Origin of the sequence: Pseudarthrobacter sp. CC4 (genome assembly GCF_048957775.1) — a bacterium.
Lineage (GTDB): Bacteria > Actinomycetota > Actinomycetes > Actinomycetales > Micrococcaceae > Arthrobacter.
This window is the reverse complement of sequence record NZ_JARCCZ010000023.1, coordinates 37237-58003: the sequence shown is the minus strand read 5'-3', so window position 1 is coordinate 58003 and position 20767 is coordinate 37237. Positions and strand designations below refer to the sequence as shown.

Annotated in this window: 22 protein-coding genes and 1 riboswitch; of the genes, 4 read left to right on the top strand and 18 right to left on the bottom strand. The window is 62.6% G+C overall.

Annotated elements, in window-relative coordinates:
• Positions 1-284: 284 nt before the first annotated feature.
• Together PV768_RS16145 and PV768_RS16140 are read right to left on the bottom strand one after the other, a co-directional pair.
• Complete coding sequence (locus PV768_RS16145; protein WP_421093540.1) at positions 285-2474, bottom strand: transglycosylase domain-containing protein; 2190 nt, start codon at positions 2472-2474, stop codon at positions 285-287.
• Between the two features lie 366 nt (positions 2475-2840).
• Positions 2841-3302, bottom strand: coding sequence for a DUF6153 family protein (locus PV768_RS16140; RefSeq protein ID WP_421093539.1), 462 nt, complete (start codon positions 3300-3302; stop codon positions 2841-2843).
• Between the two features lie 452 nt (positions 3303-3754).
• Here PV768_RS16140 and PV768_RS16135 point away from each other — a divergent pair, with 452 nt between their 5' ends.
• On the top strand, positions 3755-4789 hold the full coding sequence (locus tag PV768_RS16135; RefSeq protein WP_421093538.1) for a hypothetical protein: 1035 nt from the start codon (positions 3755-3757) through the stop codon (positions 4787-4789).
• A gap of 193 nt (positions 4790-4982) precedes the next feature.
• On the opposite strand, the gene PV768_RS16130 is transcribed toward PV768_RS16135, so the two are convergent.
• From PV768_RS16130 to PV768_RS16120, 3 genes are read right to left on the bottom strand one after another with little or no spacing between them, the layout of a single operon-like run.
• The gene (locus PV768_RS16130; protein WP_421093537.1) at positions 4983-5108 is read right to left on the bottom strand and encodes a hypothetical protein; all 126 of its coding nucleotides are present in this window, start codon (positions 5106-5108) and stop codon (positions 4983-4985) included.
• Positions 5109-5113: 5 nt separating this feature from the next.
• Positions 5114-5491, bottom strand: a complete 378-nt coding sequence (locus PV768_RS16125) for a hypothetical protein (RefSeq protein WP_421093536.1) — start codon at positions 5489-5491, stop codon at positions 5114-5116.
• Positions 5488-5649, bottom strand: a complete 162-nt coding sequence (locus PV768_RS16120) for a hypothetical protein (RefSeq protein WP_421093535.1) — start codon at positions 5647-5649, stop codon at positions 5488-5490. The genes PV768_RS16125 and PV768_RS16120 overlap by 4 nt, the downstream gene beginning before the upstream one ends.
• Before the next feature lie 798 nt (positions 5650-6447).
• On the opposite strand from PV768_RS16120, the gene PV768_RS16115 reads away from it, so the two are divergent.
• Together PV768_RS16115 and PV768_RS16110 are read left to right on the top strand one after the other, a co-directional pair.
• Positions 6448-6837, top strand: coding sequence for a hypothetical protein (locus PV768_RS16115; RefSeq protein ID WP_421093534.1), 390 nt, complete (start codon positions 6448-6450; stop codon positions 6835-6837).
• Between the two features lie 174 nt (positions 6838-7011).
• Positions 7012-8271, top strand: a complete 1260-nt coding sequence (locus PV768_RS16110; RefSeq protein ID WP_421093533.1) for a YibE/F family protein — start codon at positions 7012-7014, stop codon at positions 8269-8271.
• 50 nt (positions 8272-8321) lie between these two features.
• Here the strand turns inward: PV768_RS16110 and PV768_RS16105 are convergent, their stop codons facing one another.
• From PV768_RS16105 to PV768_RS16050, 12 genes are all read right to left on the bottom strand, one after another.
• Positions 8322-8735 carry a four-helix bundle copper-binding protein gene (locus tag PV768_RS16105; RefSeq protein WP_421093532.1) on the bottom strand — a complete coding sequence of 138 codons (414 nt, stop codon included), beginning with the start codon at positions 8733-8735 and terminating at the stop codon, positions 8322-8324.
• A gap of 145 nt (positions 8736-8880) precedes the next feature.
• A complete protein-coding gene (locus PV768_RS16100) occupies positions 8881-9366 on the bottom strand; it encodes a hypothetical protein (protein ID WP_421093531.1) in 486 nt (161 codons plus the stop codon).
• Between the two features lie 126 nt (positions 9367-9492).
• The gene (locus PV768_RS16095; RefSeq protein ID WP_421093530.1) at positions 9493-10107 is read right to left on the bottom strand and encodes a TlpA family protein disulfide reductase; all 615 of its coding nucleotides are present in this window, start codon (positions 10105-10107) and stop codon (positions 9493-9495) included.
• Between the two features lie 117 nt (positions 10108-10224).
• Positions 10225-10482 carry a hypothetical protein gene (locus PV768_RS16090; RefSeq protein ID WP_421093529.1) on the bottom strand — a complete coding sequence of 86 codons (258 nt, stop codon included), beginning with the start codon at positions 10480-10482 and terminating at the stop codon, positions 10225-10227.
• Between the two features lie 20 nt (positions 10483-10502).
• Positions 10503-11138, bottom strand: coding sequence for a DUF3105 domain-containing protein (locus tag PV768_RS16085; protein ID WP_421093528.1), 636 nt, complete (start codon positions 11136-11138; stop codon positions 10503-10505).
• Positions 11135-12046, bottom strand: a complete 912-nt coding sequence (lgt, locus tag PV768_RS16080) for a prolipoprotein diacylglyceryl transferase (protein WP_421093527.1) — start codon at positions 12044-12046, stop codon at positions 11135-11137. Before lgt ends, PV768_RS16085 begins: the two co-directional genes overlap by 4 nt.
• An 8-nt stretch (positions 12047-12054) precedes the next feature.
• A complete protein-coding gene (locus tag PV768_RS16075; protein WP_421093526.1) occupies positions 12055-13602 on the bottom strand; it encodes a multicopper oxidase family protein in 1548 nt (515 codons plus the stop codon).
• 40 nt (positions 13603-13642) lie between these two features.
• Positions 13643-14392 carry a cytochrome c biogenesis CcdA family protein gene (locus PV768_RS16070; RefSeq protein ID WP_421093525.1) on the bottom strand — a complete coding sequence of 250 codons (750 nt, stop codon included), beginning with the start codon at positions 14390-14392 and terminating at the stop codon, positions 13643-13645.
• A gap of 5 nt (positions 14393-14397) precedes the next feature.
• Positions 14398-15276 carry a F510_1955 family glycosylhydrolase gene (locus tag PV768_RS16065; protein ID WP_421093524.1) on the bottom strand — a complete coding sequence of 293 codons (879 nt, stop codon included), beginning with the start codon at positions 15274-15276 and terminating at the stop codon, positions 14398-14400.
• Positions 15277-15372: 96 nt separating this feature from the next.
• Positions 15373-16014, bottom strand: coding sequence for a DUF305 domain-containing protein (locus PV768_RS16060; RefSeq protein ID WP_421093523.1), 642 nt, complete (start codon positions 16012-16014; stop codon positions 15373-15375).
• A 144-nt stretch (positions 16015-16158) separates the two neighbouring features.
• The gene (locus tag PV768_RS16055; RefSeq protein WP_421093522.1) at positions 16159-16635 is read right to left on the bottom strand and encodes a hypothetical protein; all 477 of its coding nucleotides are present in this window, start codon (positions 16633-16635) and stop codon (positions 16159-16161) included.
• Between the two features lie 263 nt (positions 16636-16898).
• The gene (locus PV768_RS16050; RefSeq protein WP_421093521.1) at positions 16899-17216 is read right to left on the bottom strand and encodes a heavy-metal-associated domain-containing protein; all 318 of its coding nucleotides are present in this window, start codon (positions 17214-17216) and stop codon (positions 16899-16901) included.
• Positions 17217-17457: 241 nt separating this feature from the next.
• Positions 17458-17653, top strand: a riboswitch (cyclic di-AMP (ydaO/yuaA leader).
• Between the two features lie 4 nt (positions 17654-17657).
• Between PV768_RS16050 and PV768_RS16045 the strand changes: the two genes are divergently transcribed.
• Positions 17658-18431 (top strand): NlpC/P60 family protein, encoded by a 774-nt coding sequence (locus PV768_RS16045; protein WP_421093520.1) that lies wholly within the window; start codon positions 17658-17660, stop codon positions 18429-18431.
• 76 nt (positions 18432-18507) lie between these two features.
• Here the strand turns inward: PV768_RS16045 and PV768_RS16040 are convergent, their stop codons facing one another.
• On the bottom strand, positions 18508-20736 hold the full coding sequence (locus PV768_RS16040) for a heavy metal translocating P-type ATPase (protein WP_421093583.1): 2229 nt from the start codon (positions 20734-20736) through the stop codon (positions 18508-18510).
• Between the last annotated feature and the right edge of the window lie 31 nt (positions 20737-20767).

Sequence of the window (20767 nt, the reverse complement as noted above, 5' to 3'; positions counted from 1 at the left end):
TATGCGTCTGGTCATCGAAACCATAAGCAGTACGACTCCGATGACCATGAAGGCTGTCATGGCGAATCCGAGGAACCCGGGGGTTACTTGATCGGCAGTCAGTCCTGGCTTGAGTCCGTCGCTGCCGGGCCCGGGGGAAGGGGATGTAGTGAGAGAAGCCATGCCGTTGGTGGCGGCGATTACTGATCGGGTAAGCATTTTGCATGTCCTTGGTAGTCGTGCCGGGACCCGTTGGGGGGAGCGGTTGGGTGCCAGCGGGAGCAGTTGAACTTTGCCGGCGGGTGCTATTCGCCGGCGGGTTGGGTCGAAGCAGCAGCGCTGGGCGCAGTCGGCGACGAACGGGTGGCGGGGCTCGAGGGTTGGGAGTTCATCATGGATGCAGGTGGCGCAGGGAAGTCATTTGTTGGGTAAAGCCCGGCGATCTGGGACATGTAATTGGCCCATTGGGGTCCCGCGATCATGTACCCGTCGATGCCCTTGTAAAACTTTCCGTTGATTGTGACATTTTGGCCGGCCCGTTGCTGGCCTTCGAGCGCGTCGCCGAAAAATGAGGCGGTGGCGAGGCCGCTGGTGTACCCGACAACCCACGTCGCCCCATTGTTGTTGGACGTACCTGTCTTGGCAGCCGCAGGTGCGCTCTGCTGGACCTTTGGGCTGATGTATACGCCGGAGCCTCGCTTGAGTACATCCTGCAAGACATGGTTAACGCCTCGTGCTACTTCCGGTTTAAGGACTGCCTTACAGCTGGATTGCTGCACAGGAAGTCTCTCTCCCTCGGCGGTGGTGACTTCGGTCAAGGCAATTGGAGGGCAGTATGTTCCGTCGTTTGCGAAGGTGGCATATGCGTTGGCCATGTTCAGCGGTGAGACGCCAATCGCTCCAAGCAGGTTCCCCACTTGGTGCATATTGACCGGCGAGCTGTCCAACCCGTTCTTCAGGCCCAAGGAGTCGACGACCTTCTGGATGCCGCAGAAGTCCAGCTGTGCTGCTGAAGCGAAAGTAGCGGTGTTGATCGAGTTGTAAAGGCCGTAGTTGACGGGCATGGACCGATAAAATCCTTCCTCCGCGTTTTGAAGGTCTTCCGCTGCATCACGCCCCGCTGTTTTTTCCGCTGTGCTGTAGGCACCGAGGACTTTCCCGCAGCTGGATTTCCACGGAAAGCCGGTTGGATAAACCCGTTTTGAAGCATCGACGGTGGCGGTAATCGATTTTCCTTCGTTCAGCCACTGGGCGAACGTGAAGGGCTTCATCGTCGAGCCGGGCTGGAACCCTCCGGCACCGTTCAGATCGCCGCCGTTGACGTCATATTTGTCGACGTTGAAATTCAGATGGGTGTCGAACTTGCCCTCCTGCGGCAGGAATACGGTGTTTTGAGCCATCGCCAGGACCCTGCCTGTTCCTGGCTGTACCGTTACCAGGGCTGCGCCCCACCTGCCGGGGTTGTTTCCTGCAGTCGAGTCGACCTGGGCCTGAGCTGCCGATTGAAGCCGGCTGTCCAGGGTCGTTGTGATGGTCAGTCCCCCACGGTAGAGCTTTCGTTCCCGCTCGGCCTCATCTGCTCCGAACGTGGAGTCGTTCAGCACGAGGCGGGAGACGTAACTGCAGAAGTACGGAGCGATTTCCGCCGCGGCGCAGCCCTGCCGGGAGGGTGTAATGCTGAGATCGGTGCCGGTCGCGACGGCAGCATCATACGCGGCCTGCTGGATCTTGCCCTGCGCAAGCATGTTGGCCAGGACCTGGTTCCGCCGTGCAAGGGCATTCTCAGGGTTGGTGGCAGGGTCATAGAACGAAGGACTGTTAACCAGTCCCGCCAGAAGGGCCGCTTGGGGCAGCGTCAGCTCTTTGGCAGTTGTGCTGTAGTAGTAGCGGGCCGCGGATTCGATGCCGTAGGCGTCCCGGTTGAAGAAAACGATGTTGAGGTAGCCCTCGAGAATCTGTTCCTTGCTGAACTTTTTTTCCAGGGCTATCGCCAGTTTCATTTCGCGCAGTTTGTCACCCACACGCTTTTGCCCGTTGAGCATGATCTGATCGTCTTGGCCCTTGGCGGCGAGCGACTCGTTGATGACGTTGGTGACGTACTGCTGGGTCAGCGTCGAGGCGCCCTGCCTGGCACCTGTTGTCAGGTTGCTGGTAAGTGCCCGGAGAATGCCGTGGCCGTCCACGCCTCCGTGCTCGTAGAACCGGCTGTCTTCAATGGCAACAATGGCGTCTTTAATGAAGGGGGACATTTCTGCCAACGGAACACTTGAACGGTTCTCGGCGAAGAACGTGGCGATCACTTTTCCATCAGTGGTGAGGACCTTTGTTGACTGGGAGGGGCGCTCCACTTCGAGTTCGCTCGGGAGGCTCGCGAACAGTGCCGACGCGCCGTTGACAGCTGCACCGGCAGCGACTGTCAGCGGGATAAAAAGACCCGCAAAAAGTGCCCCCGCGAGGGCACTGACCACGAGGAAGGCACTGATCTTTCCTCCCACGGTTGAATTGTTGATGAGTGGGTTATTCCTCAAGGGAAACCTTTCAGTAATGACGAGCCAGGCGCCGGGAAGTTGGTCCGTGTGGACGTTCGTCGGGCGCAGAAGCGCTGCGGTATTCCTCGGAACACGGCGCGTGAAGGGCCCTTGTGGTGCTCGCACCAAGGAGGCGGCGTGCGCGTCTGAACGCAGGGAACGCTGTAACTTCAACTTCTTTTCGGGCTGGCTGAAGGGAGTATCAGCAGGACAGAATTGTGCTTATTGCGTGTGGATGTACCGGTTCGAGAGGTTCCGGGATCATAGGGAAGCCTTGCCCGGCGCCGGCGCCTAGCCGTGGCAGCCTCTGAGACTTACGCGTTCACGCAAAGTTTATGTCCTGCTGATCGATAGCTCCGAGAGAGAGGGGCATGGTGCGAAGGGACTCCCTGTAGCCCCTGAAGGAGCATAATGACGCTCCGGGTGCATCTGTGTTGGTATCGATCCGGGCTGCGGCGCAGACCAGCCCGTAACGCTTGGAGCAGGGACGCAGCTGGTCTCCAGATGACCCATCTTTGGGCACGAACTGATGTCGAGGCAGGGGGCCTCTGGAGCAGAATTACTCAGGTGCGCGTGCATATAAACCTCATCCACGGTCGTCCGGCCTGAGGAAGAATGCGAAGAGGACGCTGAAATGAAATACGCGCTGTTGGGGCCGGCGGTGGGAAGGGACGTGCGGTGGGGCGCATTAGCGATGTGCATCCCAAGAATCCCGGCGGTGATGCCGAGAACGGACACCAGCAAAGCGAGTTTGGCCAAAGAGGCGAGAAGGGGACGGGTTTTCCCTCTCCTCATAGTGCCTCCTTGTAGATTCGACGCGTTCTAAGATTACCGGCTTCGCGAGCCTGCCTCTCTCATTACGGCTCTCCAACTTTTGACCTGGACGACCTTGCCGCTGACTGAAGCGGCGGGTGAGCCGGCTCAGTGGGAGCCTGCTCCGCATCTCCGAGCATTCAAGTGTCCCTGCCGTTAGCTGCTACAGGACAGACCGCGGGAAAAGCCGGCCCTCTGCAGGGACCTGCTGTCCCAAGGAAAGGGGCCCTGAAGCTTGCCCGAAAGCCATGCCATTTTCGGTTGCTGAAGGCCGTTGGCTAGCGGGCATGCACTATCCGAACATACCCCCAAGGGGTATATTTGGGATACGAAGTGACTTCCTGCCCACCGGAGGTATGGGTGTGATGGTGATATCCGGAAAAGGGCCGTTGTCCGGAAGGCCAACGGCCCCCTCATTGGCTGTGTACAGCAGTGTGACAGAGGATTTCGTCTCGGCAGTTCTAGGGCTGCTCATCGTCGCTGCTGTCTATCTGGACGGTCGGGCCCATGTTCTTGGTCTCCCCGACTCCTTCTTTACACCGTGGCACGCGCTTCTTTACGGCAGCCTCGCGACCCTGATTGGATGGCTGGCGGTCATCTGCCGGCGGGCTGCGGTTCGTCGCAGTGGGGATCGCCTCGCCGTTGTTCCCGCCGGGTACGCCCGGGCCTTGATCGGGGCTGCGGTATTTGCTGCCGGTGGTGCGGCGGACATGATCTGGCACCAGATTTTCGGAGTGGAGTTCGGCATTGATGCATTGATGAGCCCCACCCACCTTGCGTTATTTAGCGGCGGGGCATTGCTCCTCTCCGGCCCGGTACGGGCACACCGACTGCGCGGAGCACCTTCTTCGCTTCTGGTGCGCCTGCCGTCGATCATGGCAGTGACCGGAATGACGGCCATCGCAGCGTTTGCCCTTATTTTTCTGTCGGGGTTTCTCGCAGACGAGAGCACGCACACGGTAGGACACTTCCCCGAGGGGTCGGCTGAACACATAGCCGCCGAGTCGATCGCCTCTGCTGGTTTGGCGAGCTATGTTCTAACATCGCTGGTTGTTGTTGTACCGCTGACCTACTTGATCCGGGCCGACCTGGCCGGTCCTGGGACTGTGCTGTTCCTGGTTTCTTCGCTGGCCACACTGGCTTTAGTCCTAGCAAATTTTCCCAACGCCCTCATTGCTGTTATTGCAGTCCTGGCGGGCGCGCTGGGCGACCTTATCCTTCTTGGGCTGCGGCATTTCGGAGCCGACGCGAGAATTCAGGAGCTGGTCCTGGCGGCCTTGCTTCCCGCACTGCTCTGGTCCGGCCAGCTGTTGGCAGTAGGCGCCGCTGAACCCATCAGATGGTCTGTGGAGATGGTGTCGGGTGTTGTAACCCTTTCGGCTGCAGCCAGTTTTACAGCAGTTTTTGCGTTCCGCCGCGTGTACGCCAACGCAGTCCCGGAACTTGGATCCGCGAGGCAGTACCGGTGAGCCGGGGGATGGCCAACAGTGGCCGTTGAACAACCGGGACCGGCTCATTGGACGCTCCGGAAGTGTCAAGCACTTCTCAAAGGCGATGGCCCATTGCAACACCAATGAGAATCTTGAGGAGCATTCCCCGGTGGGACTGCTTGCCGCCTGGGTTTGGCCTAAGCGCTTGGGTCTTTGACCGCCCGCGCCGCATTCAGTTGCCTCTGCTGACGGACTCCCCATGCCGGGTGATTCCGCGGGGCTTGTACACGGACAGAATTGTGGTGACGAGGAGCGCGAGAATTGCGGCGCCGGAGGCAGCGACGAGCTGTATCGTCATGGCGTTCATGTCGGCTGGTCGCAGGTCCACGGCGCGAGCAATGTCTGCCATGGCGGTAACGGGCTGCAATGCACCAGCAACAGGACGGTCGCCAAGGCGGTTATCACCAGCTTGATTACGACCCAGTGTCGGAACAAACCCCACGCTGTGCCAAGCGCCTGGATGATTCCGGACGCAAGGGATGCCAGGCTCAGCGGGACGATGATTGACCAGCCAATAAGGTCCCTGCCCACATTGGCCGCCCGGACCAACTGAGTGTCGGGGGAGGTCAGTCCTGTGACCGCCAGAACCAGGAATCCGGCGACCGCACCCAGCCATCCTACGGACGGGAGGATGTGGATTGTCAGGGCCGCCTTGCGGATGGCCGGTCTCACTAAGCTCATGGGGTGTGGTTCATGGCCCTGTCACCGCTGAGGTGTATGACCGAGAAGACTACTACCGGGGCAGCTGCAGCGATCAGGAATCCCTTCACCCACAGCGGCGTCCTGTGCCGTGGCGTTGCCCTGCTGTCGGTGGGGCTGTCATCGTATGCTTCGATCATGCCGAGCCTTTGGAACGCGACGATAGAAACCCACCGGGATGCGGTGCGGCAGGCAGTTTTTGACTCCGCGGCCCGCCTCGTCGCTGCTCACGGCGTATCTGGTGTGACGATGTCGGCAATCGCGCAGAGGCGCCGGCATTGGATGAGCAACACTGTACAAATACTTTCCGGATGTTGAATCCATCCTGCTGGCGTGGCATGAGAACCAGGTCCAAGCCCACCTTGACGAGTCACTCAAAATCAACGAGCAGGTGGTGGGAGCCCGCGAGCGGCTCGGAGCCGTTTTACATGCCTATTCGTTCATGTCACATGCCGGCCACGTGGAAGCCGAGGCGGGCCCGGCTTCACCAGAGCGGGCATGCTGGGCGGGCCCAGCAGCACCTTCTGGACTTCCTGGCTGAGCTAATTCACGAGGGCTCTGCGGTCGGCGGCTTCCGGTCCGATGTCGCCCCCGATGAGCTGGCGGCTTCTGCTTCCACGCCCTCGGGGCCGCCGCACGGCTGGCATCGCTTGATGCTGTGTCCAGACTGGTCCAAGTCACATTGGACGCGCTGGCTCAGCCCGCCTAACCGGGAAACACTCATTATGGGCCGTCGCTAACGACCATCCATAAGTCTCTCCACGGCAATCCTCTTATAGGGTGGACAGGGAACGAAAATTGCACGTGCCGCCTGTACGCCCACTGCCTTCGGTGCAGCCTTGGAGCACTGGCAAGGAATCAAGGAAAACATGATCAATCGGGATGAAAGTCACCAGCAGCAATCTCAGGATTCTCCCGATCCTCGCCGGGAGGTGCCCATGCCGCTGTCGGCCAGGCGGCTGGTCCTGATCGCTGCTGCCTGCATCCTCGTTGGGATATTGGCGGGCCGGTTCCTGTTCGAAGGGCTGATCCTGGCCGCAGCGGGGATAGCTGTGCTGGCAGTTGCCCTTTCCTACGGACCCGGCAGTCGCTGGTTCTCCCCGGTGACGTGGGTCGTTTGCGTCGCCGGTACTTTATGGACTGCAGCGACCGCCGGGTACTGGATGTCAGTGAGTGCAGCAGCGGATGCCGCCCAGGAGGTTCCTGCCGTTGCGTCAACGCTGTTCTACATCGGCGTGGGCGGTCTGGTCATCATGGCCGGAGGCGTAGTGACCGCAGCTGTTTTGCGGACACTGGGGGTACGGAGGATTTCGTCAGCCGGGGGTTAGCATCGTTGCGGCCGAGCCGCTGCGGCGTTGACCCCCGGCGCTTGAAATATGTGAGGGCCGCCAAATAAATCTCCAGAAAGCGATACGCGAAAGGTTCAATTACGTGGGGTTTAGCTGCTGATGGGTCCGGAGCATGAGGGCTCATGTGCCGGGCAGGGCTCATCATCGGCTGCAATGAGCACTCGGCGGCAGGCCAACCGGTTACTCCTCGCCGTCTTGGTTCCGCTGGCTCTGGTGACGTTGCTGGCCATGATCTGGATGTGGCCATCCGGCAGCAGGGAAGATGTAACGCTTAACAACCCTTATTCCGGTGCACCCGGGGCCACCTTTGAGAGCGGCCGGATCCAGCGCGTTGTTCAGGAAGGGTGCACGCAGGGAGTAACCCAGGACAGTCCGGTCCAGGGAAGCCCGGAGTGTGTGTTTGCGCTTACCGAACCGGACAAAGGCGGCAGTCCCGTCAAAGTAATCGTCAACCCTGACGTGGCGAAGTCCCATGGCGTTAAAGCAGGCGACAACATCACCTATGTCAATCTCACGGCTTCCCCCGGTGTGGCAACCAACCCTGGAGCCCCACACTACATTTTTGTGGACTTTGTCCGTACGGTTCCTATCGTGATGCTGGCCATCCTCTATGCCGTCGTGGTGGTCGTTGTCGCACGCTGGCGCGGGCTGCGGGCTATTTTGGGACTCGTTGGAGCGTTTGCGGTACTGGCAGCCTTCGTGTTGCCGGGTCTGGTGGAAGGGGAACCCCCGGTGCTGCTGGCGCTCGTGGGATCTACCGTGATCATGATGGGCATGCTGTACTTCGCCCATGGGTTCTCCGCCCGCACGTCCACGGCTCTGCTGGGCACTATGTTCGGGCTGGGCATCACAGCGCTGCTGGCCGCATGGTCAACGGACGCCGCGAATCTTTGGGGAAAAGCGAGTTTTCAAGCCTCAACCCTGTCCAGCATCTCCAGTAGCATTTCGATCTCTGCGATCATCCTGTGCGGGCTGATCATCTCGGGGCTCGGGGTGCTGAATGATGTCACCATCGCGCAGTCATCCGCCGTGTGGGAACTCTACGAGCTTGCTCCGGAGACGCCGGCGCGTGACCTCTTCACGTCCGCCATGCGTATCGGTCGAGACCACATTGCCTCGACGGTATACACCATCGCTTTCGCCTATGCCGGAGCCGCCCTTCCCATCCTGATCATTGTGATGCTCTACGGCCGCCCCTTGGGGGAAGTGCTGACCAGTGCCGAGATGTCGGAGGAAGTCGTTCGCACGCTGGTTGGCTCCGTGGGTTTGGTGCTTGCAATCCCAGTCACCACCCTCATCGCAGTGCTGGTCGTCAAGGCAGACGGCGCACGAGCTCTTCCCGGCCGGCCCACATCGTCAGGCAAAACCGTACCCGGGGACCGACCACCGTTTTGGCCGGGCAGTGCCCTGTGAGCAGCGGGGCACGCTGATGAACAACCCGCCCCGCTGCTGGCTGGGATTACTCAGTTGAGCGAGGTGAGGAGCTCATTGCATGCTGCCTCGCAGCGCCGACAGGCGTCGGCGCAGATCCGGCAGTGCTCGTGCATGCTGGCATGCTGTTCGCATTCATCGGCGCAGGCCTTGCATGCGGTGGCGCAGGCCTGGAGTACGGCGCGGGTGATGTTGGCGTCGTAGCCGGTGTGGCGGGAGAGGATATTGCCTGTCGTGGTGCAGAGGTCGGCGCAGTCCAGATCCGTGCGGATGCACTTAACCAGTTCAGCAACCATGTCTTCGCTCAGACAGGCGTCCGCGCACGCTGTACAGGCTTGAGTGCAGTCGTAACATGCTGCGATGCATTCGGCGAGTTTGTGCTGGTCAATGCCGCCCAGGTCCTTGGGGTAGGCATCAATGAGCTTGTGGGTTGTGCCATGTGTCATTTTTCTCTCCTTTGATGTGGTTACGCTGACTGTTGTGCTCAGTGTTGATGGGCCTCAGGGGGTGGCGGTATCTTCTCCTTTCTTTGCAGGGCTGGTGCTGGCGGCCTGCAAGGGTCGGCGGTACGGAATCGGGGGCAGGCTGGGCTTAGGGAAAGAAGGCCTGCGCATGGGCTTTGAGGGCGCGGTCTTTGGCTTGTCTGCACGCTTCGGCTTGGCGGGTCCTTCCCGCGTGGCGGTACAGATCCTGGGCCCAGTCAAATTCGGCAGCGGCGGCCGCGTAGAGACCTTCGTCGAAGAGGCGCCTGCCAATCTGATGGCGTGCGAGAGCTTCCCTCATTCTGGTGCGTGCTAGACGGAGGGCCTCTTCGTGAAGTCTCGCAGCTTCACTCCATCGGTATGTCCTTTGGTAGGCATGGGCCAGGACAAGCAGGGCCTTAAATCGGTCCTCTGAGCTTTCCAGGAGTGCGTGGCCTTCCCTGATCGCCTCGCCGCTATGGCCCAGAAGGGTAAGCACCCATACTCGTTCCACAGCTGTGCAGTCGGCGAGCCGCGCCTCCATGCCGGCCCGGTCCACAACGACATCCAGCAGCGTCCTGTCATCTGTGCGCCACATGTTTTTCTCAGTTTCCATACATTCCTGCCTGTCCGATGGGGACTTCGGGTCAGGCCCTCTGACGATGCGGGGAAGGGGTTATTCAAGACGTCTCCCTCCCAGCCGGGCCGACTCTGCCTGGACTCCACGTGTTCCCGCCTGTTCTCATTCAGCCTGTGCGCTGAGGATCAGGGCCTTGAGGATGCCCTGGTCTGCCAAGCCGAGGATTCTGCTGGCGACCCGTCCTTGCTTGTCCAGGACGAGCGTGGAGGGTACGGCCTGCGGCGGGACGTAGTGCGCCATGGCGAGAAGGATCCCGCCGTCTTTATCCTGCATGCTCGGATAAGTGATGCCGAACGTGCGCTCGAAGGCGGCCGCGGTCTGTTCCTCGTCCCTGATGTTGACCCCGTAGAATCGGACTTTTTCTGGTTGAAACTGCTCCCAGAGGGCCTCAAGGCGCGGGGCTTCGAGCCGGCAGGGGGCGCAGGCGGCGTACCAGAAGTTGAGTACGACGACTTGGCCTGTCCAGTCGGCAGAGCTGATGACCGTCCCGTCGTAGAGTTCCCCGGTCAGTGTCACCGGCGGGGTCCGCTGCGAGGGGGAGTATTCGGTGACGGAACCGTCTCCGGCGATGTAATTCTTGTTGTCGCCGGCCTTTGCTTGTTGGGCCAGAGCGTCATTGGAGCCGCACCCGGCGAGGGCTGTGATGCCCGCTGCCGCCAGGAGGGCGTAGGTAATGAGTCCTCGGCGCGTCAGCGTCAGGAAGGCAGTTTTTCCCAATGCAGGCCGAGGAGGAACAGGGGGTGTTGAATCGTGCACAATCATCCCTTGCTGGTTAGGTGAAGGCCCGGCCGAAGTGATCCAGGATGGGAAAGAGGACATACAGGGCCGGGCATGCTAGCGCTTTTTCGTCTCAGTGCGTCCGGCGATGACAGCGCCGATAAGGAGCAGCAAAGCCCCGGTGGGGTAGCCGATGAAGATGTCTTCAGTGATGCTGGGCCCCTGCCCGGTCGCCGCAAGGTGGGCGATCCAGTGGCCGCTGGCCACGAGGGCGCCTAGTGCCATGAGGATCTGCCCGATGCGGACCAGCCGCCGGTGCCGGCGATGGCGTGATTGAGCATCGGTCTCTTGTTTTGGCTTGCGGTAGTTCTTCATGATGTCCCTTTTGGGGCGGATCAGCCGTTGGTTCCGCCGGTGCAGGCGGCGCCGGGTTCGGGTGCGTTCGGGGATTGCGCATAGGCGCGGATGAACACGGGGATACGGGCGTCGTCAGTTCCTGTCAGCGCGAGCTGGGTCCCCCAGGCTGTAGCCATCACCGGCGCTTTTTGGGCGCTGTCGGGGCTGAGGAGTACGTACGGTTTGTCCCGGGCAAGGCCTGTGAGTGCTGCGATCTCGGCGGCGGGAAGGTCGGGCTTGTAGGTCAGCCATACCGCGCCATGCTCCAGCGAATGGACCGCGCTCTGTTCGTTGACCGGGGTGGTATAGACGCCGCAGTTCGTCCAGATTCCGGCGTGGTCTCCTCCCACGCCGGGTTCCTGCGGATAATCCACGGATGTCTGGACGTGGTTGCGGGAAAGGCCGGTGAACGTCTGGACGCCTTCGATGGGTTTCCTGGCTTCTTCCGCGGCTTGGTTGCTTTCCTGGACGGAGCCCACCACCGTGATGGTTACAGCGGTGATGATGGATGTCAGAAGGAGGCCAAAACTTCCATAGACCAGAAGGTTCCATTTGCGTTGCTTTGCTTTCTGCCTGGCCTTGATCGAGGCGACTATCGCCTGGTGTTCGCTGCGTCGCTTGGCTGCATTGCTCATAGCGGTGTTCCTTTGCTTTCAATGTCGGAAGTGTGTTGGGGTGTGTTGCCGTGCTCATGCTTCACTGAAGAGCGCGGCCGGCGCCTGCGGGACTGGAAGAGGACCAGCCCGGCGATGAACAGCAGCGCTGCTGCCCAGGTGTTCACCCGCAGCCCGAGGATGGTGTTGGCGGGATCAGAGCGGAGCAGTTCGAACACGAATCTGCCGCCGGTATAGAACGTGATGTACAGCGCGAACACCGACCCGGCGCCCAGTGAATACTTACGGTCCAGGAACATCAGCAGTGATGCCGCTGCCAGGCACCAGAGGGATTCGTAGAGGAAGGTCGGCTGGAAGTAACCGATGATTTCTGCGCTGCCGTCGGGTCCGGTCAGGGCCTGGCCGGTGGCCTGGTCCATCGCATGGATCCGGAGTTTCCACGGCAGGTCGGTCGCTTGGCCGTAGAGTTCGTTGTTGAACCAGTTGCCCCAGCGTCCCAGGGCTTGGGCGATCAGCAGCCCCGGGGCTGCCGCGTCCACGAACGCGGTGAAAGAGACGTTGGCGCGGCGGGCGCCGATGGCGGCGCCGACGAGTCCAAGGGCGACGGCTCCCCAGATCCCGAGGCCGCCTTCCCAAATCCTCACCGCACCCCAAGGGTCTTTTCCCGGTGCAAAGTAGAGCTGGTTGTCGGTAACGACGTGGTACAGCCTTCCTCCGACAATGCCAAAAGGCACGGCCCAGGTCACGATGTCCAGTGTCTGGGCCGTGGTGCCGCCGCGGAGGCGGAGGCGCCGTGCGGTGAGCCAGACCCCGAAGACAATGCCGGCCAGGATGGCGAGGGCGTAAAAGCGTATTGTCAGCGGCCCGAGCTGGAAGGCACTGATGGTAGGGGAGGGAAAGTACAGGTCTGTCGTGACAGCGGCGTTCATGGTCAGCCTTATTTGATGTAGGAGAAGACGGCCATCATGCCTCGTTCGGCGTGGTAGGCGTTATGGCAATGGGTGAGCCACTGGCCCGGGTTATCGGCGTCGAAGACCACCGTCACTGTCTGTTTGGGCCGGACAATGATTGTGTCTTTGCGCGCCCCGCCGCCGGTCACCTGGAAAGTGTGTCCGTGCAGGTGCATGGGGTGCCACATGTCGGTGTCGTTGATGAATTTCACTTCGACACGCTCGCCGGTCCTGATTTCGAAGGCGTTGCTGAACGGGTTGTCCATGTCAAAGCGTTTGCCGTTGATACCCCAGTCGTAGTTCATCATCCCGCCGGTAAGGCGGACTTCGTGGATCCGGTCCGACGCCTTATCGCCCAGGGCAACCGTGGGATCGGCCTTCAGCTGGCCGCCGTCCACAACTGTGCCCTCAAGTTTGTTCGGGAGCACAGCGGGCAGGGGCTTCCTGCCCGTGCCGGCGCTGATGAAACCGAGCGCCTGGCCGGTCTTGCCCTCGGCCAATGCCATGACGGGCGTAAAGCCTTCCCTGACAGTAAGGAGTGCGTCGATGCGTTCACCCATGCCAAGGACGACGGCGTCAACGTCCTGGTGGTGGATGGGGAAGCCGTCGGTGTGTGTCAGGGTGAGCTTCTGGCCTGGAACCCCGACGCGGTAGGCGGTGTCCCCGGCGGCGTTGATGATCCGCAAGCGGATGACCTGCCCCGTTGTCGCGTTCAAGATCTCTGCATGGTCCGGGGCTTTGGAATTGAACAGATGGAAAGGATAGCGGACGTCCCCGGCATCACCGCCCAAAAAGTCGCTGCGGGAGCCCATCAGCATGTGATCCGTGGCTGATGGTCCGGCCGGGGAAGAGGGGGCGGATCCCATGGATCCGTGTTCCATTCCGGACATGGACATGCCGCCGGAGAGTTCCTTCAGAACCTCCTCCGGAGTGCCGGTGATACCGTCCATCCAGTCGTCCAGCAGGATGACCCAGTCCCGGTCGTACACGAGCTTTTCGGCAGGATCTTCAATGACCAGAGCACCGTAGAGGGCACGTTCGCGTTGCATTTCGACGTGGGAGTGGTACCAGTAGGTGCCGGGGTGGGCGAGCCGGAAATCGTAGGTGAACCCGGTCCCGGCGGCCACGGCGTCCTGGGTAAGGCCCGGGACGCCGTCCTGGTCATTGCGCAGGGCGAGTCCGTGCCAGTGGATGCTGGTGGCGTCCGTCAGACCGTTGACGAGGTTGACGCTCAGCCGGTCCCCGGCCTTCGCGCGGATCGCTGGTGCGGCAAGACCGCCGTTGTACCCCCACGTGGTGGCGGTTCTGTTCGCGACGGGTGCAGTGAAGGCACCGGCCTGCAGCGCTTGGGTCACGGTCCTCCCCGAGGAGGGCCGGCCGGCTTCATGTTCGGCAACCACAGGGTCTTCCGGCATGATCCGTTCCGGTGCAGCAGCCCCCGGGTCCGGGCTTCGAGTGCAGGCCGTCAGTGCCGCGGCCGCGGCGGTGGCGGCCGACAAGCCCAGGAAGCGGCGCCGGTCCAGGTCGGTAAACATAACAACTCCTTATGTGGCGGAGCTAGCGGCTTCGCCGGTATCAGATGGGGGTGAGGAAGGTTCCGGAGAGGTTCTGCAGTCGGTAGATCCACTGGACCCAGACTCCGGTGACCATGAGAAGGCCCAGGACGATGAGCATGGCGGCCCCGGCGATGTTGACGACCCGGATGTGCTGGCGGATGAAGGACAGTGCGTTACTGACCCAGCCCAGGCCCAGGGCCGTGAGGGCAAAGGGAATGCCGAGCCCCAGGCAGTACGCAAAAGCGAGCAGCGCTCCACGCCCGGCGCTGCCGGTGGTGACGCTGAGCGACAGGACAGCGCTCAGCGTCGGTCCCATGCACGGGGTCCATCCGAGGCCGAACACGATTCCCAGCAGTGGGGCCCCTGCCAGGCCGGTCCGTCTGCCAAGGCTGATTTTGCGGGTCTGCTGCAGCCAAGGCACCAGCCCCAGAAGCGCCAGCCCCATCAGGATCACTACCGCACCCATGCCACGCATGAGTGCGTCCTGCCAGCGCAGGAGCCAGGAACCGATCGCACCGAATGCCGCCCCGTACAGGGTGAAGACGGCCGCGAATCCGAGCACGAAAAGCCCCACGCCGCCCAGGACGCGGCGGCGGTTTTTTGGCTGGGTGGGGTCGGTCAGTCCTGAGACGAAACCGAGGTAGCCCGGCACCAGGGGGAGGATGCAGGGAGACAGGAACGATACCAGGCCCGCTGTCATTGCCAGCGGGATCGCGATTAGCAGCGCACCGGAGGTGACAGTGGAGGCAAAAAAACCGCCGATGTCCATCGGTTTCAGGCGGCGTCAGCGGGACGGAAGGTGGCTCCGCCGTCGGTGGAGACGACGAGCCCGGCGGTCGTGGCGGCCCAGATCCAGGGGCTACCTTTGGATCCCTCGGAGGCTGCGACTGCTTGGACACTGCCGTTAATTTTTCCGGTGTTCTTCCAGCTGAGGCCCGCGTCCGCGGAGGTATAGACGGTGCCGTCCGGGGCGACTCCGGCGGCTTCCGCTGCGCTGGCGAAAGCGACGAACTGAATCACCGGTGCGGCGGGCACCAGGGTCCAGGTGTTTCCGGCGTCGGCCGATCGTTGGACGCCTTCAGGGGTCGTTGCGAGCACGGTGTCGCTGTAAGGGTTGCCGGCCAGGACGGCCGGGGCGAAGCCGGCAGCAGCGGTCTTCCACGTCTTGCCGTCCGTGCTGGTCCGCATTGTTCCGTCGAAGCCGACTATTCCGGTTTTGGTTGTGGTGAGCGCATGGAAGTCGGATTCCCCTTGCCGGGAGACTTGTTCCCAGGTCTTTCCCCCATCGGTGCTCTTGACGAGACCTAGAGGGTTGGGCATTGTCGAGTCTTTGCCGGGATGGCCGGAGGCATAAAAGACGCCCTCGTCCATGGCCGCAGTGAAGCCCATGAGATCGTTTGTGGCTCCAATTTTGACACTAGTGTTTTTTGAGATGTCGAAGAGCCCTTCGTGGGCCGCCAACAGTATTTGTCCGGTTTCGGAGTTTACGCTCAAGCCATGGACGTGTGAGCTGGGCAGGCCTGAAGACGTCGTGGAGGGTGAAGCGCCGGGAGCCCCTGCTGTTCCTTGGCTGCAGGCGGACACGGTAAACAGCAGGGCACTGGCCGCGACGACGGCAGCGACAGGCCGGCGGGGTGAAGAGTGCAAGGTCATTGGAAACTCCAAGGGGTGGGCAGGGTTGGCCGGGAAAGGTGAAGGGGAGGTGCCGGCCCCCGGAGGGGGAGGGGACCGGCACCGGTTTTCGGCTGGCTACAGGGTGGCCAGCAGATCTTTCATTTCCTGGATCTCAGTTTCCTGGGAGCTGACAATGTCCTTGCTGAGCTGGACCGCGTCAGCGTTCTTGCCGTCGGTGGTTTCGGTCTTGGCCATCATGACGGCGCCTTCATGGTGGGCGATCATTTGGGTCAGGAACAGCTTGGCCGCCTCGGTGCCTTGGGCGGCTTCGAGCTTGGCCATGTCCTCCTCGCCCATCATCCCCTCCATGCTGTGCGCGGAAGGCATGTCGGTGGGCGTTTCGGTGGGCTGGCCCCAGCTTTGCAGCCAGCCGGTCATCTTCTCGATTTCCGGTCCCTGGGCTGCCTTGACCTTGGCGGCCAGGTCGGTCACGGAGGCAGGGATGCCCTCCTTTTTGAGCATCATGTCGCTCATGGCTACGGCTTGGGTGTGGTGCGGGATCATCATCTGCGCGAACATCGTGTCGGCATCATTGAACTCAGCCGCAGCTGCTGCTGAGGTTGCCGGCGCGGAGGTGGATGACATCCCGGAGCTGCCATGGTTCATACCGGGCATGCTGCCGGTCCCGGAACTGCCGGTTCCGGAGCCCGCGGAGCAGCCGGCAAGGGCGATGGCAGCAGCGATGGCGGCAGCCGAGATCGTCAGTGTCTTTGTCATGAAAATCAGGTCCTCAAAAGTATCAGCGGCGTCTGGGCGCTGGTGTGATGGCATGCACTGGCAAACCCGTGCGGGGCTTGGCCTGTTGTATGCACGCCGATGACTGGACGGCTGCGCGTGCAAGGGCATGGCGCAGGGGAGTGTTTACGTCCGGCTGATACAGAGGTCACCGGGGGAGGGGCTGCCCGGTGCGTAGGAAAAGGTGCTGCTGGCTGTTGCGGCGGCACCGAAGTCGGGCAGCGCGTAAGGGGCTGTTCCCGGCACCGGGGCTGAGAGAGTGGTGTTTCCCGGTGCCAGGACGCAGGCAGCGTCACCGGCGGACATTTCCGGGCAGGACCCGGCCGGGGCGCAGGAAGATGAGGAACCAGTGACCGCCGGGTCACCGGCGACCCCGCCTGTTGGCGTCCCCGCTGCACGGGAATGGCTGGCTGGCATGGTCTGCAGCTGCATGGCGGCCCCGGCCCCGGTGCCTGCCGCTGTCGTGCTTGGGCCGGGGGGCATGTGGTGGGCGCCGGTCATGACGTGCATGCCGAAAATGCCGGCAATGATGGCCAGGGCCACAGTCAGGAATCCTGCCTGCAGGAGGAAGTCGGTGACGCGACGATGGGGTGCTGCAGTCACAACTCTTCCTCCTTTCCGTGCAGGCTCTTTCGTCATAAGGGTACCGGCAAGGTGTTCCTGCCGGTCACTTCCTTGTGGTTCAACGCGCCCGGGCGCTATTCGGTTTCGCTGTTCCTAACGGGCCGTTGGTGATCGGTGTGGTCGTCGACGTTTGTTTCAGCGGCAAAGTCCGGTCGGCCCGCGTGCCAGCGGGCACGCCCTGCCTTGATCCCCGTTCCGGGAAGCACAACGGCCCGGGAGGAAACTCAGCGAAAGTACAGATGTCAGTTGCCGGCCAGGGTGTAGCCGGCGGAGGTGACTGCCTCCTGCACGGCTGCCGCGTCAGGTGCGCCTCCGACCAGCAGGCGGGAACGGCCGCCCGGGACGAGGTCAACGAAGGCAGATTCCACACCCTCAAGAGCAGAGACTAGCTTCTCAACCGTCTGCACGCAATGCCCGCAGATTAGACCGTCCACAGCGAATTCAACGGAACTGGTGCCGGCAGAGGCGGTGGGGGCAGACGAGGCTTCGGTCGAGCAGCAGCCGCACCCTGTCGGGGAGGATGCAAGCGGCAGTTGGGTACGGTTTTCAGTTCCACACATGTCAGTTTCCGTTCCTTGACGAAGGACTAAAGGCGCTGGGGTTGAACGGCTGTGAGAGTCGGCGCTAGGGCACCGGCCGGGACATACCACTTCACTGACAACAGTCAAAGTATACCCCATGGGGGTATCGGGAGCAAGCGGGTGTGCCCGTGTCCCCATGTCTCCCGTTATTCAAATGTGACAAACGGTGCTGCTGTGAAGTACGGTCTAAGCCGTGCCGGTTTCTCCGAATGCGGCACTCCCGAGCAGATTGCCTAACTCTGCCGCTGCCCGGGATCCGTTCGCAACTTTCGTCCGGCAGAGACGGGGAAACCAACATTGGCCTGCTTCAGGCAGGTCTTGGGGTGAAGCCATGCCTGGCGCGTTTCGTGCCGGCGCGGCCGGGTGTCTCCCATCCGAATCCGACAGCTAACCTCGCAGGCAGTGGGAGAGGCCTTTTTCATGCCCATTCGCAAAGCTCATGGCCGCCGCCGCGCGGTCCCTGTCCAGACCAGCGCCCTAGCGGTCCTGTCCAAATCCGTAGCCGACAACGCCGGTGTTGCGGGCCGTCAGGCAGCGGTTATCGCGGCCGCGTCCGGTCTTGTCCTGACCAGCGGCATAGCTGCCCAGGCAGCAGAGGTCCCGGCCCAGCGTGACGCGGAGCCGGCCTCGACGCTCGAAGTCGCCAGCCAGGCTCAGGTGCCGCTCAGCGCGGACGCCACGGTCCAGATCTCCTACGAGCGTCCTGTGGTGGAGACCACCCCGGCTCCGGTTGTGGAGGCGCCCAAGCCAGTCGCCCCCCAGGTACCCAAGGCGTCCCCGGCACCTGCCTTGACCGCAGCGGCTGCACCAGCGAAGGCTCAGATTACCGTCACACCTGCCGCTGCCGCTCCCGTTGCCGCGCCGGCCGCTGGTGGCATCAACGCCATCATGGTTTCTTCCGCCTACGCCCAGATCGGTATGATCCAGGACTGCACACGGCTGGTGGAAAACGCCCTTAACGCCGCGGGTATCCCGGTCGGAGACCTCGGCCCCATGCAGTTCATGAACTACGGGACTGTAGTCAGCGATCCCCAGCCCGGTGACATGGTCATGCAGCCCGGCCACGTCGGAATCTACGTCGGCAACGGCCAGGTCCTCAGCTCGGGCCTGAACGGCAAGAACGAAACCGCCGTCCACCCGCTGACCTGGATGACCTCCAAGGGTGCCGTCACTTTCGTCCGCGCCGGTAAATAGCCACTGAAGGCCGGTGATGCACTGCCTTGGGGGCAGTGCATCACCGGCCTTCAGCATCCGACGCCGCAGGAGGGGACTACACCTTGTGCGGCCGCCCGAAGCGGCGCAGCCGCAGTGAGTTGCTGACCACCAGGACCGAGCTGGCCGCCATCGCGGCACCGGCGATCATCGGGTTCAGCAGTCCCAGCGCGGCGACCGGAATGCCCACCGCGTTGTAGAAGAACGCCCAGAACAGGTTGGTCTTGATCGTGGCCAGCGTGCGGCGGGACAGCTCAATGGCCTCCGCGACCTGCCCCAGGTCGCTTCCCATGACCGTCAGATCAGCCGCGGCGATGGCAACATCCGTGCCGCTGCCCATGGCGATGCCCAGGTCAGCCTGGGCCAGGGCCGCGGCATCGTTGACGCCATCCCCTGCCATCGCCACTGTCGCGCCGGACTCCTGCAACCGGCGCACGGCCTCAACTTTTCCGTCGGGCAGGACCCCGGCGAGCACATCCTCGGCCGGGATGCCGACCTGGGCGGCCACGGCCAATGCCGCCGAAGCGTTGTCACCGGTCAGAAGAATGGGACGAAGCCCCAGCTCCTTCAACCGGCCGACTGCCGCGGCAGAGCCGGGCCTGACCGTGTCGGTGAGGCTGATCAAACCGGCGGCTTTCCCGTCGACGCCCACCCAGATCACCGTCGCACCCGAATCCTCCAGCGCCTTCAGCATCTGCTCGCCACCAATGGGTCCGTCGATGTGGTTGTCCCGCAGCCACCCGATCCGCCCCACGACCACGGCACGGCCGTTTACCGTGCCGCGCACGCCTCCGCCCGGCGCGCTGTCAAAGCCCGTCACCGCAGGCAGCGGCCCGTTTGTCCTTGCGGCCCGGGCGATGGCGCGCGCTACGGGATGTTCGCTGGCCGCCTCCACCGCCCCGGCCAGGGCGAGCAGCTCGTCCTCGCGGACCCCGCCCAGGCTCTGGACAGTTGAAACCGAGAGCTTGCCGCTCGTGACCGTTCCGGTCTTATCCAGCACGATGATGTCCACGGTCCTGGTGTCTTCCAGCACCTGCGGTCCCTTGATCAGGATGCCCAGTTGAGCCCCGCGCCCCGTTCCGGTCAGCAGCGCCGTCGGCGTTGCAAGACCCAGTGCGCACGGGCACGCAATCACCAGCACGGCCACCGCGGCAGTGAAGGCCGCCTGCAGATCACCGGTGCTGAAGATCCATCCTGCGAAGGTCACTGCGGAGATGCCCAGGACCACCGGGACAAAGACAGCGCTGATCCGGTCCGCCAACCGGGCGATTGCCGCCTTACCACTTTGGGCCTGGCTGACAAGTTTGCCCATCTGGGCGAGAGTGGTCTCACTGCCCACGCGGGTGGCCTTGACCAGCAGCCGGCCGTTCGCGTTGATCGTCGCCCCAATGACCGTGTCATCGACGCCGACTTCGACCGGCAGCGATTCGCCCGTGATCAAGGAGACATCAACCGCGCTCTGGCCCTCCACGACATACCCGTCGGTGGGGATCTTGTCTCCCGGGCGGACGAGAAAGACATCACCGGGGACGAGCAGATCGACCGGGACCTGGAACTCTACTCCGTCCCGGACCACTATGGCTTCCTTGGCTCCGAGGTTCAGCAGCGCGCGAAGGGCATTTCCTGCCCGTTGTTTGGCGTTGGCTTCAAGATACCGGCCCAGCAGCAGGAAGGTTGTCACCACCGCTGCGACTTCGAAGTACAGCGCATGAGCGCTCATGTCCATGCCGGGGTGCCGCGTCAGGATAGGATCGGCAAAGAGTTGCCACGCCGAGAACAGGAACGCGGCACTGACTCCGATGGACACCAGGGTGTCCATGGTGGAGGCCAGGTGCCGGGCGTTGATGCCCGCCGCCCGGTGGAAGGGCCACGCGGCCCAGCTGACCACCGGGGCACTGAGGGCGAAAACAACCCAACCCCAGTGCGGGAACTGCGCGGCAGGAACCATGGAGATCACCACTACGGGCAGGGTGAAAATGGCTGCCACCAGGAGGCGGGGCCGCAGGGTCCCGGCAACAGCTTTCGCTGCGGCAGCCTGGTCATCACCGCCCGCGTCGGCTGGCTGAGCGGTGGCCGCGTACCGATGTGATTTTTCCGTCCCTGCCCGGTCCGCCTTGAGCGAGGCCGAATAGCCGGTGGCAGCGACCGTATCGAGGATCTGCTGGTCAGAAATGCCCTCCGGGACGATAACCCGGGCCGATTCCAGCGGAAGGTTCACACTGGCGTCCACGCCCTCAAACTTGCCCAGTTTCCGCTCCACCCGGGCCACACAGGAAGCGCAGGTCATGCCCTGGATGTCGAGTTCTATAATCCGTGTG

Excerpts from the sequence above, each read along its gene's own strand:
- PV768_RS16140 (WP_421093539.1), bottom strand. The coding sequence starts at position 3,302 with ATGAGGAGAGGGAAAACCCGTCCCCTTCTCGCCTCTTTGGCCAAACTC.
- PV768_RS16130 (WP_421093537.1), bottom strand. The coding sequence starts at position 5,108 with ATGACGATACAGCTCGTCGCTGCCTCCGGCGCCGCAATTCTCGCGCTC.
- PV768_RS16125 (WP_421093536.1), bottom strand. The coding sequence starts at position 5,491 with ATGAGCTTAGTGAGACCGGCCATCCGCAAGGCGGCCCTGACAATCCAC.
- PV768_RS16120 (WP_421093535.1), bottom strand. The coding sequence starts at position 5,649 with ATGATCGAAGCATACGATGACAGCCCCACCGACAGCAGGGCAACGCCA.
- PV768_RS16115 (WP_421093534.1), top strand. The coding sequence starts at position 6,448 with ATGCCGCTGTCGGCCAGGCGGCTGGTCCTGATCGCTGCTGCCTGCATC.
- PV768_RS16110 (WP_421093533.1), top strand. The coding sequence starts at position 7,012 with ATGAGCACTCGGCGGCAGGCCAACCGGTTACTCCTCGCCGTCTTGGTT.
- PV768_RS16105 (WP_421093532.1), bottom strand. The coding sequence starts at position 8,735 with ATGACACATGGCACAACCCACAAGCTCATTGATGCCTACCCCAAGGAC.
- PV768_RS16100 (WP_421093531.1), bottom strand. The coding sequence starts at position 9,366 with ATGGAAACTGAGAAAAACATGTGGCGCACAGATGACAGGACGCTGCTG.
- PV768_RS16090 (WP_421093529.1), bottom strand. The coding sequence starts at position 10,482 with ATGAAGAACTACCGCAAGCCAAAACAAGAGACCGATGCTCAATCACGC.
- PV768_RS16085 (WP_421093528.1), bottom strand. The coding sequence starts at position 11,138 with ATGAGCAATGCAGCCAAGCGACGCAGCGAACACCAGGCGATAGTCGCC.
- lgt (WP_421093527.1), bottom strand. The coding sequence starts at position 12,046 with ATGAACGCCGCTGTCACGACAGACCTGTACTTTCCCTCCCCTACCATC.
- PV768_RS16075 (WP_421093526.1), bottom strand. The coding sequence starts at position 13,602 with ATGTTTACCGACCTGGACCGGCGCCGCTTCCTGGGCTTGTCGGCCGCC.
- PV768_RS16070 (WP_421093525.1), bottom strand. The coding sequence starts at position 14,392 with ATGGACATCGGCGGTTTTTTTGCCTCCACTGTCACCTCCGGTGCGCTG.
- PV768_RS16065 (WP_421093524.1), bottom strand. The coding sequence starts at position 15,276 with ATGACCTTGCACTCTTCACCCCGCCGGCCTGTCGCTGCCGTCGTCGCG.
- PV768_RS16060 (WP_421093523.1), bottom strand. The coding sequence starts at position 16,014 with ATGACAAAGACACTGACGATCTCGGCTGCCGCCATCGCTGCTGCCATC.
- PV768_RS16050 (WP_421093521.1), bottom strand. The coding sequence starts at position 17,216 with ATGTGTGGAACTGAAAACCGTACCCAACTGCCGCTTGCATCCTCCCCG.
- PV768_RS16045 (WP_421093520.1), top strand. The coding sequence starts at position 17,658 with ATGCCCATTCGCAAAGCTCATGGCCGCCGCCGCGCGGTCCCTGTCCAG.
- PV768_RS16040 (WP_421093583.1), bottom strand. The coding sequence starts at position 20,736 with ATGACCTGCGCTTCCTGTGTGGCCCGGGTGGAGCGGAAACTGGGCAAG.